The following is a 14,070-nucleotide window of genomic DNA, read 5'->3' on the forward strand; positions in this document are numbered from 1 at the left end:
AAATGCGACTTTTTGAAGTCGCATTTTTTAATGGGTAGTGTATGATTATTAAGTTTGTTGCATTTCAAGAAGTTTTTCTCTTAATAAATTTTCATCTTGAAGCGTTTCCCATCCAAAAAAGGAAATTATCCAAACTATAAACAAAATAAATAAAATACTTAAAACAAGTCCGATAATCCCCATTATTTTACCAGCTTTAACATTACCATATCCATTATATTCATCTGGAGAGGCTTTATATAGTTTTGTCGGTTTTGATGATAATACTATGGCTATTACAGAGAATATTAATCCTGGCAGACCATAGCAACAACAGCCTACAATTGAAAGTATTCCCATAACTAGAATTAAAGTTGAGTTTGGTAATGTTTGTTTTTCCATCTTAATTTTGTTTTTAAATAAATTTTAAAATATAACTAACAATAATAATCATAATATTTAGAATAAATAATAACAATAAAATAGTATGACCATTTTTAAATTTAAACTTAATATGCAAAGCTAAAAATACTATCATTATTATGAGTGTAAATATTGCAGGGTACATATAAAAAGCACCTTTAAAATTGCCTTGAGCAATAAGACTGACAGAACGTTGCATTCCACAACCGGGACATTCAACCCCAAACAGAGTTTTGTTTAAACAAGGAAGCATATAGTCATCTATTCCTGACATTATATTATGTAAATTTAAGGAGCTAATATAGTAAAAGGATATATTTTAATGTTTCTTAAAATCCAAAAAGCAATAACAAGAATCAAAATTATATTGGTTGTTTTAGGATTATGTAATAAGTTTTTAAATGATTTTTTGTAATAATTATTTAATAAATAAGCTATTGCATCATAAACTAATACTAAAGCTAATAAAATAATTAAAAAATTATGATTTAAACCTTTTGAAATATTTCCATGAAGTAATTGATGAATAGCTCTTTGACTTCCACATCCAGGACAATATAATCCAGTAAAAGAATAAAAAGGACATTTAGGAAATAAACTATACTCACTCGGATTAAAATTAAAATAAAAAAAAGCAGAGCCAAAAGCGAGTACAGTAAATATTACAAATAATAATATTTTAGTTTTAGTAGCCACTACTAGCTAAGCTACCAAAAATTGCCAAGCCAAAGATTATTATGTAAATGATAATCCCAAGCAATCCTAATCCTACGGAAATTAATCCCCATGTTTTGGCTGTTTTGGATGCTTTTGTTGCTTCATCATAGTTTCCACTTGTATACAGACTATTAACTTTTGCTGCATAAACAATACTTACAATTCCTGTAGGTAAACAACAAAAAATGGTACTAATAATTGCTAGTGCTAAATAACTACTAGGTCTTGATGGTTTAGTTTCCATAAATAAAATTCAATTTTAAATGTTAAAAATATAAATATATATAAATAATTGATTTGTAAGAAATGTATTTTATTTATTATTTTTTATTCTTGAATATGTTTCAAAAATCTATTTTAATGATGTAATTTAGTTTTATCAAAAATCAACTTAAAACATGAAATATTTAAATTATATTTTGATTGTATTGGGCTCAATTGTAGCCATTTATGCTAAAAATGGAACAGAACAAAATGAATATATTTTGATAGGTGGCATTGTGGTTTTAATGATTGGTGTTTATAGAATTTCTAAAACCATTCCAAGCAGAAAAGATGATGATAACGATTTTATTAAAGAAGATGAATAATGGATTTTAAAGTTGGAGATTCTATTTTGGTTATTGATGAAGATCTATCAGGTGTTATTACCAAAATCAAGGGTGATACCATTACTATAGAAACCAAGGACGGTTTTTCACTCGATTTTAATTCCACGGAAATAGTAAAAAACAAATCAACAAAAGATTTTAGAAGTTCGTTATTTTCCCATTCAAGTTTGAATGAGGTTATTTCTGAAAAAGAAAAACCTGTTAGAAAAAACAAACCAGTTGCTAGAGTTAAAGACCGTTATGAGCCAACGATGGAAGTAGATTTGCATATTCATCAATTGGTTAATTCAACTAAAGGAATGACCAATCATGATATGTTGACTTTGCAATTAGATACTGCTAAACGACAATTGGATTTTGCTATTCAGAAACGAATTCAAAAAGTGGTTTTTATTCACGGAGTTGGTGAAGGTGTTTTAAAAATTGAGCTTGATTACCTTTTTGGAAGATATAATAATGTAAAATTTTATGATGCCAATTACCAGAAATATGGTTTAGGCGCTACAGAAGTTTACATTTACCAAAACGTACCACCAAATGATTAAAAAGTTGGTGTTTTAGTTTCAGAAGTTGATAAAGCACTGTTTTCTAATGTTCCAAAATCAAATACGTCCTGATATATATTTGGTAAAGAAATATTGTTAATTACCAATGTAACCACGTAAGTTTTATAAATGGTATGGACTCTGTAAGCAGTAGCTGGAAAGCTGTTTTTTGCATCTGGATTTAGATAATCAGCTCCTGCATCTGGATATGTTACATCATTTCCAGGGTTTTGGTCATGCGAAATAGTCTCTTCATCACGAGTCAATACGCCATCTCCATCATCATCATCATCTAAATAATCGGGTATTCCATCACCATCTGTGTCTTGTGCATCATCAATAATTTTATCGTTATTTGGATCAGGATTTTCATTTTTGGTAAGTATATTATCACCGTCGTCATCTGCGTCTTTATAGTTTGGAATGCCATCGCCATCAGTGTCATCATCTTCTAAATCCCCATTGCCATTAATATCCTCCAATGCTGAAGGAATACCATCATTATCGTCTTCGGTTAAAACTGTTGTAATTACAACATTTCCAGATGTACTTTCTAAATCATTTGTAATATCGATATCGGCTGGTGGTACATCGTTACAAAATAAATCAGAAGGCAATATGCTGTATGTTCTATAATTAAAAGTATTGCTTGTACCGTTAATGGTTCTTGTAATTGTTAAGGTATTATCATCTCCAACATTAAGTAAATCGGCAATAGTTAAAGCAGGAGATGTTATTTGAAGTGATAATGATTCAGCAGGATCCTCTTTTGTTTTAAAGAACACTAAGTTTCCACAGCTTTCAAACGTATCTTCAAAATCAAATTCAACAGTAATGATATCTCCGTCATTACAAGAAAAAGAGGTTAATAAACTTAATATAATTACTATAAAAAATGAGTTACGCATTGGATTTGGATTTTGACAAAAATAATGGAAATGTAATTTATAACGCAGCATATTGATAATAATTTTATTTCAAGTATTTTTGCCATTCAATTCAAGAGATGAAACAAATCTATTTAGATAACGCTGCAACTACTCAAATTCGTGATGAAGTTATAAATGCGATGACAGATGTTATGAAGCATCAATATGGCAATGCGTCTTCAACACACAGTTTTGGAAGGTCTTCAAAAGCACTTATTGAAAAATCAAGAAAAACAATAGCAAGTTATTTAAAAGTGTCTGCTGGCGAAATTTTATTTACTTCTGGAGGCACTGAAGCCGATAATTTGGTATTAAGAAGCGCTGTAAGAGACTTAAAAGTAACCCATGTTATTACTTCTAAAATTGAACATCATGCTGTTTTGCATACTATTGAACAGCTTGAGAAAGAATATAATATTTCAGTAAGTTTTGTAAATATTGATAACAAAGGTGAAATTGATTATGCTCATCTAGAACAATTGTTGCAAAATACAGCAAAGACTTTAGTTAGCTTGATGCATGTTAATAATGAAATTGGAAATATTTTAGATATTAAACGTGTGGCAAATTTGTGCAAAGCAAACAATACTCTATTTCATAGTGATACGGTACAATCTGTTGGTCATTTTGAATTAGACCTACAAGAAACCCCAGTTGACTTTTTAGCTGCCAGTGCCCATAAGTTTCATGGACCAAAAGGAGTAGGTTTTGTTTTTATTAGAAAAAACTCAGGTTTAAAACCTTTGATTTTTGGGGGCGAGCAGGAGCGGGGTTTTCGTGCTGGTACAGAAAGTGTTCATAATATTGTTGGGATAGAAGAAGCCTTAAAACTGGCATATTCCAATATTGATGCAGAACGGAAGTATATTCAAGAATTGAAACGACATTTTATAAAAAGATTAAAAACTGAAATACCAAATGTTAGTTTTAATGGGCATTCTGGCGATTTAGAAAAAAGCACTTATACATTAGTAAATGTATGTTTGCCTGTTTCAGCTGAAAAATCTGCCATGTTGTTATTTCAATTGGACTTAAAAGGCATTGCTTGTTCTAAAGGAAGTGCCTGCCAAAGTGGTAGCATCCAATCATCTCATGTGTTGGCTGAACTGTTAAGTGATGCTGATTTGCAAAAACCTTCAATTCGATTTTCCTTTAGTACGTATAATACCAAAGAAGAGATTGATTATGTAATTGGTGTTTTGGTCTCTCTTATTCAATCTAAAGAATAGAAGTTTTTATAAAACCCTTATTCTAATTATTTAAAAACCTCTCGATTTCCATACTGCGTAACTTCCATAAATTTTGACCTTGCTAACTCAAGCAGGTCTTTTTGATTTGTTAGTTTGTATAATTGCATAAGTTTCCAATTTGCAATGGCACTATTGGGATGTTTTTCAAGCATTTTATGATAACATTCCTCTGCTTTAACAAAATCATTATTTTTAATATAGGCTGCAGCCAGACTTAATAAAGTGGGCCTTGGATAGTAAGGAGGTTCTGAATAGCCTAAATCTTTTTCCATTTTAACTGCTTTAATAAGTGTTGCAATACCTTTGTCATATTCTTTTTTAGCAATTAAAATATTTCCTTTTAATTCAACAGAAGCTACTTTAAGGGTGTTTAAAGAATTAGGGTCTATTCTTTCTTTTTCATTTTCTAATTGAGAATTTCTCCAAAAAAGAGCATCCAATTTATCTAAATTTATGATAGCGGAATCAATATTGTTTTTTTCAAGGGAATGCATACCTGCAGAGAAATAAGAAAAGGCCGTTTTATAATCCATGGCCTCCTTGCCATATAATGAGTCTTTGTCTTCAATAGCTTCAAATTTAGATACAGCCTTTTCCCAAAAGCCAAACCTCATTTCCATTATGGCAGGCGTAATGATACCTTGATAAAAATAAGCACCACGATGCATATCGATTCTGTCTGCAACTGAAACCATATTTTCAAGGCGATGGGCATACTTAAGACCTTCGTTATAACGTCCATCTTGTGCACAGTTAGCTAGAAGATAATTAAGGTTATGGATATAATTCCAATTATCAATTTCAGTAATTTTTTGATTTGACATGTAAGTTGAATCTACCTTCATAGCTTTAATAAACTGATCATGCGCTTTTTTATAATCACCAATTTTATAGTAAATATGACCCGGCATATGAACAATATGACCTGATTCTGGGGCCAAAGAATCTAGGATGTTAGCGCTTTCAAGTGCTTCTTTTGGGCAGCAATTTTCCATTTGATGAATCCAATAATGATGCACTCCATGATTTTTAGGGTTTGTTTTTAGTAAATCTCTTAATAGATATTCACTGTAAATCATGCCCTCTTTCGGATTCATTTCTTCATCATAACCTTCCATATTGAAAAGTGCTAAAAATAGTTTAGCGTCTGTATCATCCGGGTATTTATGTACTATATTTTCTAATTGTTTAATATATCCTTTAGGGTTTTTAGTTTCCTCCATGTCTAAAATACCTTTTGAATACATAGCTTCAAATCCATTGGCCTTTTCCACTAGTTTTTTTAATTTATTGATGGCTAAATCTTTGTCTTTATCAAACTCTTCATTGTTTATAAAGTTTAAAGTGTGGAGAAGCCCCCAATAAGGCATGACGGCCGTTGAATCATTCTTTATGGCTTCTTTAAATGAGCGATAGGCTTCAAGATCCCAAAAGCAATGAAGCTGACTGACACCTTGATTAAAATATTTTTGAGTGATCTCAGAGCTCGTGTTAATTTTTAAGTTTGAAGAACCAATGCCGTTCATAAGCTGTGGTACTGGTAAATTATCCACAAAGTTTACGCCACTTCTGCAGGCCATTACATGATTTATTTCTTTTGAGTCTTTAGCCTGGGAATGATTATGTTGCGCATAACCCGAGTTAATAAAAAAGAAGGTAACACTAATGATTAGTAAATATTTCATATTAAAATGTTATTTAATTGGTTGGTTTAAATGTGAATCAATATACATTATAAATATCCGAATAATTTTTTAATAATTTGGAGAAGCTCATTTCACTTTGATTTTGTGCTATTTACCTGTTCTTTTTTCAAGTTCAGTTCGATGAACTTTTAATTCACGTCCAAGAGCTTTACCATTTTTAACTGTTTGGGTTATTAAACTAAGATCACCTTGTGGTATTTCAAAAGGTTCTGAGTATTTTAAACCAAATTTTGCAGGATATGTATTGTTTATGGTATAATATATTTCTGTATTTGGGACTGAATTTTTCAGTTCGCACATCAGTTTATCACCATCTTTATAAACTCTGATAACTGGGTCTAAAACAGCTCTAGAAATATTGATATTAGCCATATCAAATCTTTCAAATTGATTTTCAACTCTGCCAATAAAGCCATTCCAGTCTTTTCTTTCCTTTGGACTCCAAAATGTTTCAGAAAGCGCTAACGCTCTTGGATAGGTCATATAAAAAGCAAAAGGTATGCTAGGAACTTTCTCTGCCCATAAATTCCCTTGACCGCCTAAAATATATTTAGGATCAACATCTGTAGGAACTGGTTCAAAGCTATAACAGGTTTCCAAATTTAAGCTTGCATAAACTTTATTTTCAACACTATAATCTCCTTGAGTGTAATCTAAATAAGCGTATGTTGATGGTGACATTACGACTTGGTGTCCCATTTTTGCAGCTTCAATGCCACCTTTCATACCTCGCCAGCTCATAACAGCAGCACTTTCTGCAAGACCACCTTCTAGAATTTCGTCCCAGCCCATGAGTTTTTTCCCTTTACTGTTTATTATTTTTTCAACTCGTTTAACAAAATAACTTTGTAGCTCATGAGCATCTTTTATATTATTGTTTTTCATGAATTTTTGAACTAATGTGTCTTCTTCCCAATAACCTTTATAGCATTCATCACCACCCATGTGTATATAATCACCGGGAAATAATTCAGCTATTTCTGTAAATACTTTATCAACAAAATCATAAACTTTTTCATCAGTTGGGTTTAAAGTGTTTTCAATTAACATTTTAAATTTACCATTGCCATACCATTCTGAAAATTTAGCACCTGGACTTACAAATTTTGCTTCTTTTTTCGTTGAAAGTTCTGGGTAAGCAGCTAAAGCAGCCATACTATGACCTGGCATATCAATTTCTGGAACAATGGTTATATTTCTTTCAGAAGCATATTTCACCACATCTTTTATTTGCTCTTGGGTATAAAACCCACCATAAGTAGCTTCTTCGTTTGGTAGCGGATATGGTCTCTCTTTTCCAAAACTTCCATAGCGTTCTACTCTCCATGCTCCAACTTCTGTTAATTTTGGTAAGGATTTAATTTCAACGCGCCATCCTTCATCATCAGTAAGGTGCCAGTGAAATACATTAAGCTTAAATTGAGACATTTTATCGATGTACGCTTTAACTTCATCAACTGTAAAGAAATGTCGGCTAACATCTAGCATAAGACCTCTCCATTTAAATCGTGGATAGTCTACTATTTTACAACCTTTTATTTTTATGCTCTCTAAATTATTATTGGTATTAGATTCAAACTCAACAGGAAATAGTTGTCTTAATGTTTGAAATGCATTAAAAATTCCTTCAGATTGATTAGCTGATAATTTTATTAATGAAGAGTTTACTTCTAATTCATAGCCTTCTGTTCCTAATTCTGACTTGAAATTTTTAAATAATTCAACTAAAATCGTTTTGTTTGATTTTATATGGCTTTCATTCTCATTTAAGGAAATATGAATTCTTTTCCCTGCTAAAAGGTTTATAAAATTTTCAGTATATTTTTTTATCTGAGTTTCAGTTGTTTTAAGCGTTAAACTTACCTGATTGTTCAGTTCAAAAACATCACTAGAAGCATTATAACTTACAGGGACTGGTATAATATTATTTTGGGCTTCACATACTTGAAGTATTATAAGAAAGACTAATGTGATGAATTTTGTTTTCATTTTTAAATATTATTTGAGATTATAAGTTTTCTGTTGGCTATCATTTGATTGTTTGATATTAATTTAGCGAAATAAATACCATTTGCTAAGTTTTCAGTTTTCCAAATCAGTTTCGATTGCCCATTAATAATATCTTCTGAAAAAATAATTTTCCCTAAAGAGTTATAAATTTCAATTTTACAATTTTCTTGTGACGTTTTGAAAGAAAAAGTAGTTTCTGAATGAATAGGATTTGGATAGTTTACTAAATAAACTCGGTTTTTTTTAGAGATGTCATGTGTGCTTAAGTTTGAATCAATTACAAGCTTTAATGCAACTGGTCTGTGATCTGTAATATCTTGGTCATATTCTGTCCATCCGCCAGAGAGATAGTTATCTATTTTAATAGTTTGAATGTCAGAATTTGATAAATAGAACTCATTGAATAGTTCATTTGAAATTAAAATATGATCTAAATGAGAAGGCCATGAAGGATATGACCAATTTGAACTACTGCCTAATGCAATGTCATAATCTGTGAACAAATAGTTTAGGTTATCATCTATAATGCTTTGAAACACATTATTATAAATATTATCTGATAACTCATCATTTAAGTCGCCTAAAAGGATAACATTTTCATTTTGAAGATTATTGTCAATATAGCTCTTTAATAAATTAATGGCTTCATACCTTCTGTATTCTTCATCATCTGTATTAGTTAAATTTAAAATGCCATCGCCACAACATTTTAAATGATTGTTTATTATAGTTATATTTTGATTATGGTAGGTAATATCAATAATCATTGGAGCTCTTGGAAATACGTTCCAATAGTTTGATGTAGTATAAATTCTATAAATATTATTAATTTCAACAACATCGGGTTTATATAAGAAAGCTAATCCATCATAATATGTGGACTCTATATAACCATTATATTCAGCTAGATTAGTAGCCATTTGCTGAAAGGCAATTTGGTTATTTATTTCTTGTATGGCTATAAAATCAACATCTAATGCTTCTACTATTTTGCTAACATCGTCTAGTGTTTGTTGCCCATTTTTTGGAAATGTTTCAAGATTCCATGTCATAATCTCAAATGTATCATCAGTTCCAAACGATAAATCACCAATAATTTGAGCATTTATTAAAGAATAGGAAAGCAGAATACTTATATTTATAAATAGTTTCATCATCAAATTAAGTGATACTAAATATAAGTTTTTAAGAGGACATAAGCTTGCAAAATAAAGCTAAAACTTCATGGTAGTTCTAACATTAAAAACACGAGGTGTTAAGTAATTAGGTATGGCATATTGACGCTTGCTGTAAACATCTCTTACCCAAGTGTTGGTAATGGAGTTTTGTACATCAAACATGTTAAAGATTTCAAATCCAAAAGAGAGTTCTTTAAACGGTTTTTTCCAACCACTTTTAAATTGCTTTTTTTCATCAACAATAACAAACTGCAAGCCAAGATCGGCTCTTTTGTAAGCTGGTAATCTGTTTTGATATTCATAAGGATCAGCATAACTGGGAGAACCTCCAGGCACACCAGTATTGTAAACCAAATTCAAGTACATTTTCATACTTGGAATATTTGGCACATAATCTTGAAATAAGGCTGCAAACTTTAATCTTTGGTCGGTTGGCCTTGATATATATCCTTTGCCATCAATATTTTCTTCAGTCTTTAAATATCCAAAACTAAACCATGATTCTGTTCCAGGAACAAATTCGCCATTTAAGCGCATATCCAATCCGTAGGCGTAGGCCTTAGCATTATTATTTGCACTGTAACGAATACGGACGTTTTCTAAAGTATAAGGATTTACATCTGACAAACTCTTGTAATAAGCTTCAGAAGTTAATTTAAATGGCCTGTCCCACATTTTAAAGCTGTAATCATTTCCTAAAACTATATGAAATGATTGTTGAGCCTTTACTTCTGGTTGAATTGTTCCAGTTCTGTCTCGTAATTCTTTATAAAAAGGAGGTTGGTAATATAAGCCAGCAGCAATTCTAAATAACATATCACGTTCCCAGTATGGTTTAATAGCAAATTGTGCACGAGGACTAAACACAGTTTGGTTTGAAGAAGAAACGTCGTCACCATTTACCGACCAATTATGGACTCTTACACCTGCATTATACCAAACATCGCTTGTTCCAAGTGTAGAACGTTTGCTCCATTGTGCATAGGCTTGAATCCTGTTTATTTGTGCTTTATTGGTAGCTCTCACATTTTGATAAGCAACTAAAGGACCTTGATATGGTGTGTATGGTTGTTCATTAAAGTAATCAATACTTGGTGGATTTATAGAGAAACCAGCTGAATCTATAACTTCCCATTCTACCAAACGGTCACGAATATCTTCATGAGTATATTTTACAGACCATTCAATTTTATTGTCATTAATCTTGTAAGTTCCTTTGTGTTCAACATTTGTAATAAGTGCGTCTAAATCATTTCTTCCATGATTTAATTGTCCGCCAATGCCTTCACTAAATTCAACCTCACCCAAATTTTCATCTCCAATATTAGAATTTACTTGTCCTAAATTGTATTGTGCTAAAATATCAAAGTATTCTTCTTCGGTTGTGTGATATGTTGATGCTATAAGATGTAATGTTAAATCATCATTTGCAAAATAAGTTCCTTTAAAAGCACCGAATAAGGTTTGGTATTGGTCTTTTTCTTGTCCTTCATAATAAACAACCAATGCCAATGGATCGGAAAGTGTTCCAAAATTTGTTTGACGTGTTTGAGGCTGATAATTATACTTGTTTAAAGAGGCATTTCCTAAAAAGCTTAAATGAAACTTATCTGTGAATTTATAAGTCAAGAACGTTTGAATATCTGAAAATAACGGATCGTAATTGGTTTCAGTTTCTTTGGCTTTCACTAAAAGACTATTATCTCTGTAACGCATCCCGACAATCCCAGATAGTTTTGAATCTTTACTTACACCTTCAACAGAAACACTGCCTCCTAAAAGACTTAAATCAGCATTGACTTCAAACTGATACGGATTTTTATAAGTGATATCTAAAACAGACGATAGTTTATCACCATATTTAGCTTGAAATCCGCCAGCTGAAAAATCTACATTCTGAACTAAATCGGTATTAACAAAACTTAATCCTTCTTGTTGACCAGAGCGGATTAAAAAGGGGCGATAAACCTCAATATCATTAACATACACTAAGTTTTCATCAAAATTCCCACCTCTAACTGCGTATTGTGTGCTTAATTCATTGTTGTTACTAACACCGGGTAAGGTCATTAACAAATTTTCAACACCTGCATTGGCACCGGGAATTTTTCTAATGGTTTCAGGATTTAAAGTGATGACTCCTTCAATATCTTTTTGCCTTTTTCCAGATATAATTATGGTTGCAATTTGTTCAACAGATACATTCATAACAGGATTAAACTCAAAGGTTTCTCCATTTTTCAGATTAAAAGTACTTTCAATCTTTTTATAGGAAACATGGGTAAACTCAACTTTAGTATCTTGATTTGCTGGAATTTTTAGGAAGTAAAATCCGTTTTCGTTGGTTGTCGTTCCTGACGTTCCAGCTTTAATATTAACATTTGGAATTGGTGAATTATTGGTATCTAAAATAATTCCTTTTATAGTTGCTGTTTGAGAGTAACCCATAAAAACCATGAATACAAACAACAGATTTACAAATAAAGATTTTGTGTTCAAAAGCAAGAAATTTTATTTTCTGTAAAACATAGATTCAAAAGTAGAACTATTTCCAACATTATCGGTAACTATTACCTTTAAATTGTTTTTAGTATCTGTTACAGCACCATCATTAAAATCATAAGTTAATGTTTTGGTTTTATACTCATATTCCATTAAAATCCATTTTCCGTTTACTGTTGCTCTGTAGTTTGAGATTCCAGAAAGGTCATCATCAATTTTAATTTTTAAATATCTAAAATTACTTAGCCATTGCCCGTTTTGAAAATTAATTGGTGTAATGGTAGGTTTGTTATTATCGGTGGTTAAGGCGTAGGTTCCTAACGTTTTTGTAAATGTAGATAGTGTGTTACCATTTCTTTTGGTACTAGAGTACGATGGATATTTTTTGTAACCTAATAATTCAGCAATGTATAGTTTGTTTTTGTCTTCATCTGAATATTTGCTGACATCAAAACTTATGGTTATACTTTTTTGTAGTGGAATAATATCTTTATTAAGTATAAGCGTATCATTTTTTACCTGAAAATTAACGTATAAATCTTCGTAAAATGTGTTAGGATAAATATCTACCGAAACATTGCCTTCTTTTAAATTGGTGGTTTGGTTGGCATAAATGTAGTAAGGAGAAGTTTCTGGCTGAATTTTTTGAAAAGCATCACTTTTCTTGCCTGTTATGTTTACGGTAACCCAAGTATCATTGTTTTTATAATCGGTAATTCTTATTTTATAAACAGAATTGGTACTGTCTTCAATTTTTATATAGCCATCGTTTAGTACAGATTCAAATAAACTTAGAGGATTATTATCATTAAATAATTTTTGAACGCGTTGTTTTTTTGTTTTAAAAATTTCATAATCGATAAGTCTGTTGATGTGTTTTGATTCATCAAACGAAAACTCTTTAAAATTCATTTCAAAATTTTTATTGCCATTAAAAAAAGTCTGAACATTATAAACACCATTGTTGTTAGCAGCTAAATTTTGCCTATCGGTAGTTCCTATTGCAAAACCAATTTCACCGAAAGCCTCAATATTTTCTGCCATATAATCTCCATTTTGAAGAGGAATTAAACGAAGCTTTTGCTTTGCGTTTGAATTATTAACATACGAACTGTCTCCAATGGCATACGTATACAAATTGCTAACAATTGGTTTAACAGAATCTGCAATATCAATGCCGAAAAGCAAAGGATTTAACGCATGTTCTTCTTTGTCGCGTATTTCAAAATGAAGATGTGGCCCGCCAGAACCACCAGTATTTCCACTATAAGCTACAACGTCTTCTTTAGAAAATTGAAGCTCACCCGCTTTTGGAAATAATTCAATTTCATAGGATTCTTTTTCATACTGTTGTTTTTTTACATAAGCTTCAATCTCCGGATTGAAATGCTGTAAATGTCCGTAAACAGTTGTATATCCATTAGGATGAGTTATATACAGTGCTTTACCGTAACCAAAATGTGATATTTTTATTCTGCTTATAAAGCCGTCGGCAGCAGCTAAAACTTTTAAACCTTCACGCTGTTGAGTTTTAATATCTAAGCCAGAATGAAAATGGTTTGATCTTAATTCGGCAAAATTTCCTGCAAGAATTAAAGGTATTTCCAAAGGGTTACTAAAATAGTCTTGAGGATAGTTGTTTTGGGCAAAACAAATTGAACAAAAAAATAGAAGAGGGACAAGGGTTAATCTCATATAAATGTTTTTATACCAAGTGAGTTTTTTTGATTTATTCCAAAGTAATTTGGTATTGTTGCTAAAATATTAAATAGTATTGAATACCCAAAGAATAAAACAAAAATCAGGCCATTGTATTGATAATGAGTGCTTACTGTTCATTTGAAAATTTTATTAAAAAACAATTGTAATTTATAGCAATGTATGTTAACTTTGTGGAATACCTATTGAAATTTGTAAATGAGTAATATTGAAGATATTGTAGATTCTCTAGAAAATAAAATAAGTAAAATATTACACAAGCTAGAGGTTTTAAAACAAGCTAATTTAAAATTAAAAGATGAATTAGTGGTTTCAGAACAGAATCTTCAAAATCAAAAGTTGCATACTGCATCTTGGGAAGAAAAATATGAAGCTCTTAAAATTGCAAACTCAATATTAGGTAGTGACGAAAACAAAAGAGAAACTAAGCTTAAAATAAACGCATTAATTAGGGATATTGATCATTGTATTGCCCAATTAGCCGATTAGTGTAACATAAAT

General features: G+C 31.0%; 14 protein-coding genes. 4 read left to right on the forward strand and 10 right to left on the reverse strand.

Annotated elements, in window-relative coordinates; translation table 11 throughout:
• Window positions 1-48: 48 nt before the first annotated feature.
• The 4 genes from V8G69_RS11465 to V8G69_RS11480 are packed head-to-tail and all read right to left on the reverse strand — an operon-like array spanning window position 49 to window position 1,363.
• Entirely contained in the window at window positions 49-381 is a 333-nt protein-coding gene (locus V8G69_RS11465; protein ID WP_394882079.1) for a CCC motif membrane protein, read from the reverse strand.
• A 13-nt stretch (window positions 382-394) separates the two neighbouring features.
• On the reverse strand, window positions 395-676 hold the full coding sequence (locus V8G69_RS11470) for a DUF2752 domain-containing protein (protein WP_394882080.1): 282 nt from the start codon (window positions 674-676) through the stop codon (window positions 395-397).
• Between the two features lie 14 nt (window positions 677-690).
• On the reverse strand, window positions 691-1,098 hold the full coding sequence (locus V8G69_RS11475; protein WP_394882081.1) for a DUF2752 domain-containing protein: 408 nt from the start codon (window positions 1,096-1,098) through the stop codon (window positions 691-693).
• On the reverse strand, window positions 1,088-1,363 hold the full coding sequence (locus V8G69_RS11480) for a CD225/dispanin family protein (protein WP_394882082.1): 276 nt from the start codon (window positions 1,361-1,363) through the stop codon (window positions 1,088-1,090). Before V8G69_RS11480 ends, V8G69_RS11475 begins: the two co-directional genes overlap by 11 nt.
• A 154-nt stretch (window positions 1,364-1,517) precedes the next feature.
• Here V8G69_RS11480 and V8G69_RS11485 point away from each other — a divergent pair, with 154 nt between their 5' ends.
• Complete coding sequence (locus V8G69_RS11485) at window positions 1,518-1,709, forward strand: hypothetical protein (protein ID WP_394882083.1); 192 nt, start codon at window positions 1,518-1,520, stop codon at window positions 1,707-1,709.
• Window positions 1,709-2,275 (forward strand): Smr/MutS family protein, encoded by a 567-nt coding sequence (locus V8G69_RS11490; RefSeq protein WP_394882084.1) that lies wholly within the window; start codon window positions 1,709-1,711, stop codon window positions 2,273-2,275. Before V8G69_RS11485 ends, V8G69_RS11490 begins: the two co-directional genes overlap by 1 nt.
• On the opposite strand, the gene V8G69_RS11495 is transcribed toward V8G69_RS11490, so the two are convergent.
• Window positions 2,272-3,183 (reverse strand): hypothetical protein, encoded by a 912-nt coding sequence (locus tag V8G69_RS11495; protein ID WP_394882085.1) that lies wholly within the window; start codon window positions 3,181-3,183, stop codon window positions 2,272-2,274. The two genes, V8G69_RS11490 and V8G69_RS11495, sit on opposite strands and share 4 nt — an antisense overlap.
• Window positions 3,184-3,281: 98 nt before the next feature.
• Here V8G69_RS11495 and V8G69_RS11500 point away from each other — a divergent pair, with 98 nt between their 5' ends.
• Window positions 3,282-4,433, forward strand: a complete 1,152-nt coding sequence (locus V8G69_RS11500; RefSeq protein WP_394882086.1) for a cysteine desulfurase family protein — start codon at window positions 3,282-3,284, stop codon at window positions 4,431-4,433.
• Between the two features lie 26 nt (window positions 4,434-4,459).
• Here the strand turns inward: V8G69_RS11500 and V8G69_RS11505 are convergent, their stop codons facing one another.
• From V8G69_RS11505 to V8G69_RS11525, 5 genes are all read right to left on the reverse strand, one after another.
• Window positions 4,460-6,139 carry a tetratricopeptide repeat protein gene (locus tag V8G69_RS11505; RefSeq protein ID WP_394882087.1) on the reverse strand — a complete coding sequence of 560 codons (1,680 nt, stop codon included), beginning with the start codon at window positions 6,137-6,139 and terminating at the stop codon, window positions 4,460-4,462.
• Window positions 6,140-6,247: 108 nt separating this feature from the next.
• A complete protein-coding gene (locus V8G69_RS11510; protein ID WP_394882089.1) occupies window positions 6,248-8,149 on the reverse strand; it encodes a beta-N-acetylhexosaminidase in 1,902 nt (633 codons plus the stop codon).
• Window positions 8,150-8,151: 2 nt separating this feature from the next.
• On the reverse strand, window positions 8,152-9,327 hold the full coding sequence (locus V8G69_RS11515; protein ID WP_394882090.1) for an endonuclease/exonuclease/phosphatase family protein: 1,176 nt from the start codon (window positions 9,325-9,327) through the stop codon (window positions 8,152-8,154).
• A gap of 57 nt (window positions 9,328-9,384) precedes the next feature.
• Window positions 9,385-11,805, reverse strand: coding sequence for a carboxypeptidase-like regulatory domain-containing protein (locus V8G69_RS11520; protein ID WP_394882163.1), 2,421 nt, complete (start codon window positions 11,803-11,805; stop codon window positions 9,385-9,387).
• A 54-nt stretch (window positions 11,806-11,859) separates the two neighbouring features.
• Window positions 11,860-13,545, reverse strand: a complete 1,686-nt coding sequence (locus tag V8G69_RS11525; protein WP_394882092.1) for a M23 family metallopeptidase — start codon at window positions 13,543-13,545, stop codon at window positions 11,860-11,862.
• Window positions 13,546-13,767: 222 nt separating this feature from the next.
• Here V8G69_RS11525 and V8G69_RS11530 point away from each other — a divergent pair, with 222 nt between their 5' ends.
• A complete protein-coding gene (locus V8G69_RS11530; RefSeq protein WP_394882093.1) occupies window positions 13,768-14,058 on the forward strand; it encodes a hypothetical protein in 291 nt (96 codons plus the stop codon).
• The last annotated feature ends 12 nt before the right edge of the window (window positions 14,059-14,070 follow it).

Source organism: Gaetbulibacter sp. M235, from assembly GCF_043876835.1.
Lineage (GTDB): Bacteria > Bacteroidota > Bacteroidia > Flavobacteriales > Flavobacteriaceae > Yeosuana.

What these genes read in the sequence shown, in the direction of transcription:
- V8G69_RS11465 (WP_394882079.1), bottom strand. Translation starts at nt 381, where the DNA reads ATGGAAAAACAAACATTACCAAACTCAACTTTAATTCTAGTTATGGGA.
- V8G69_RS11470 (WP_394882080.1), bottom strand. Translation starts at nt 676, where the DNA reads ATGTCAGGAATAGATGACTATATGCTTCCTTGTTTAAACAAAACTCTG.
- V8G69_RS11480 (WP_394882082.1), bottom strand. Translation starts at nt 1,363, where the DNA reads ATGGAAACTAAACCATCAAGACCTAGTAGTTATTTAGCACTAGCAATT.
- V8G69_RS11485 (WP_394882083.1), top strand. Translation starts at nt 1,518, where the DNA reads ATGAAATATTTAAATTATATTTTGATTGTATTGGGCTCAATTGTAGCC.
- V8G69_RS11490 (WP_394882084.1), top strand. Translation starts at nt 1,709, where the DNA reads ATGGATTTTAAAGTTGGAGATTCTATTTTGGTTATTGATGAAGATCTA.
- V8G69_RS11495 (WP_394882085.1), bottom strand. Translation starts at nt 3,183, where the DNA reads ATGCGTAACTCATTTTTTATAGTAATTATATTAAGTTTATTAACCTCT.
- V8G69_RS11500 (WP_394882086.1), top strand. Translation starts at nt 3,282, where the DNA reads ATGAAACAAATCTATTTAGATAACGCTGCAACTACTCAAATTCGTGAT.
- V8G69_RS11505 (WP_394882087.1), bottom strand. Translation starts at nt 6,139, where the DNA reads ATGAAATATTTACTAATCATTAGTGTTACCTTCTTTTTTATTAACTCG.
- V8G69_RS11510 (WP_394882089.1), bottom strand. Translation starts at nt 8,149, where the DNA reads ATGAAAACAAAATTCATCACATTAGTCTTTCTTATAATACTTCAAGTA.
- V8G69_RS11515 (WP_394882090.1), bottom strand. Translation starts at nt 9,327, where the DNA reads ATGATGAAACTATTTATAAATATAAGTATTCTGCTTTCCTATTCTTTA.
- V8G69_RS11520 (WP_394882163.1), bottom strand. Translation starts at nt 11,805, where the DNA reads ATGGTTTTTATGGGTTACTCTCAAACAGCAACTATAAAAGGAATTATT.
- V8G69_RS11525 (WP_394882092.1), bottom strand. Translation starts at nt 13,545, where the DNA reads ATGAGATTAACCCTTGTCCCTCTTCTATTTTTTTGTTCAATTTGTTTT.
- V8G69_RS11530 (WP_394882093.1), top strand. Translation starts at nt 13,768, where the DNA reads ATGAGTAATATTGAAGATATTGTAGATTCTCTAGAAAATAAAATAAGT.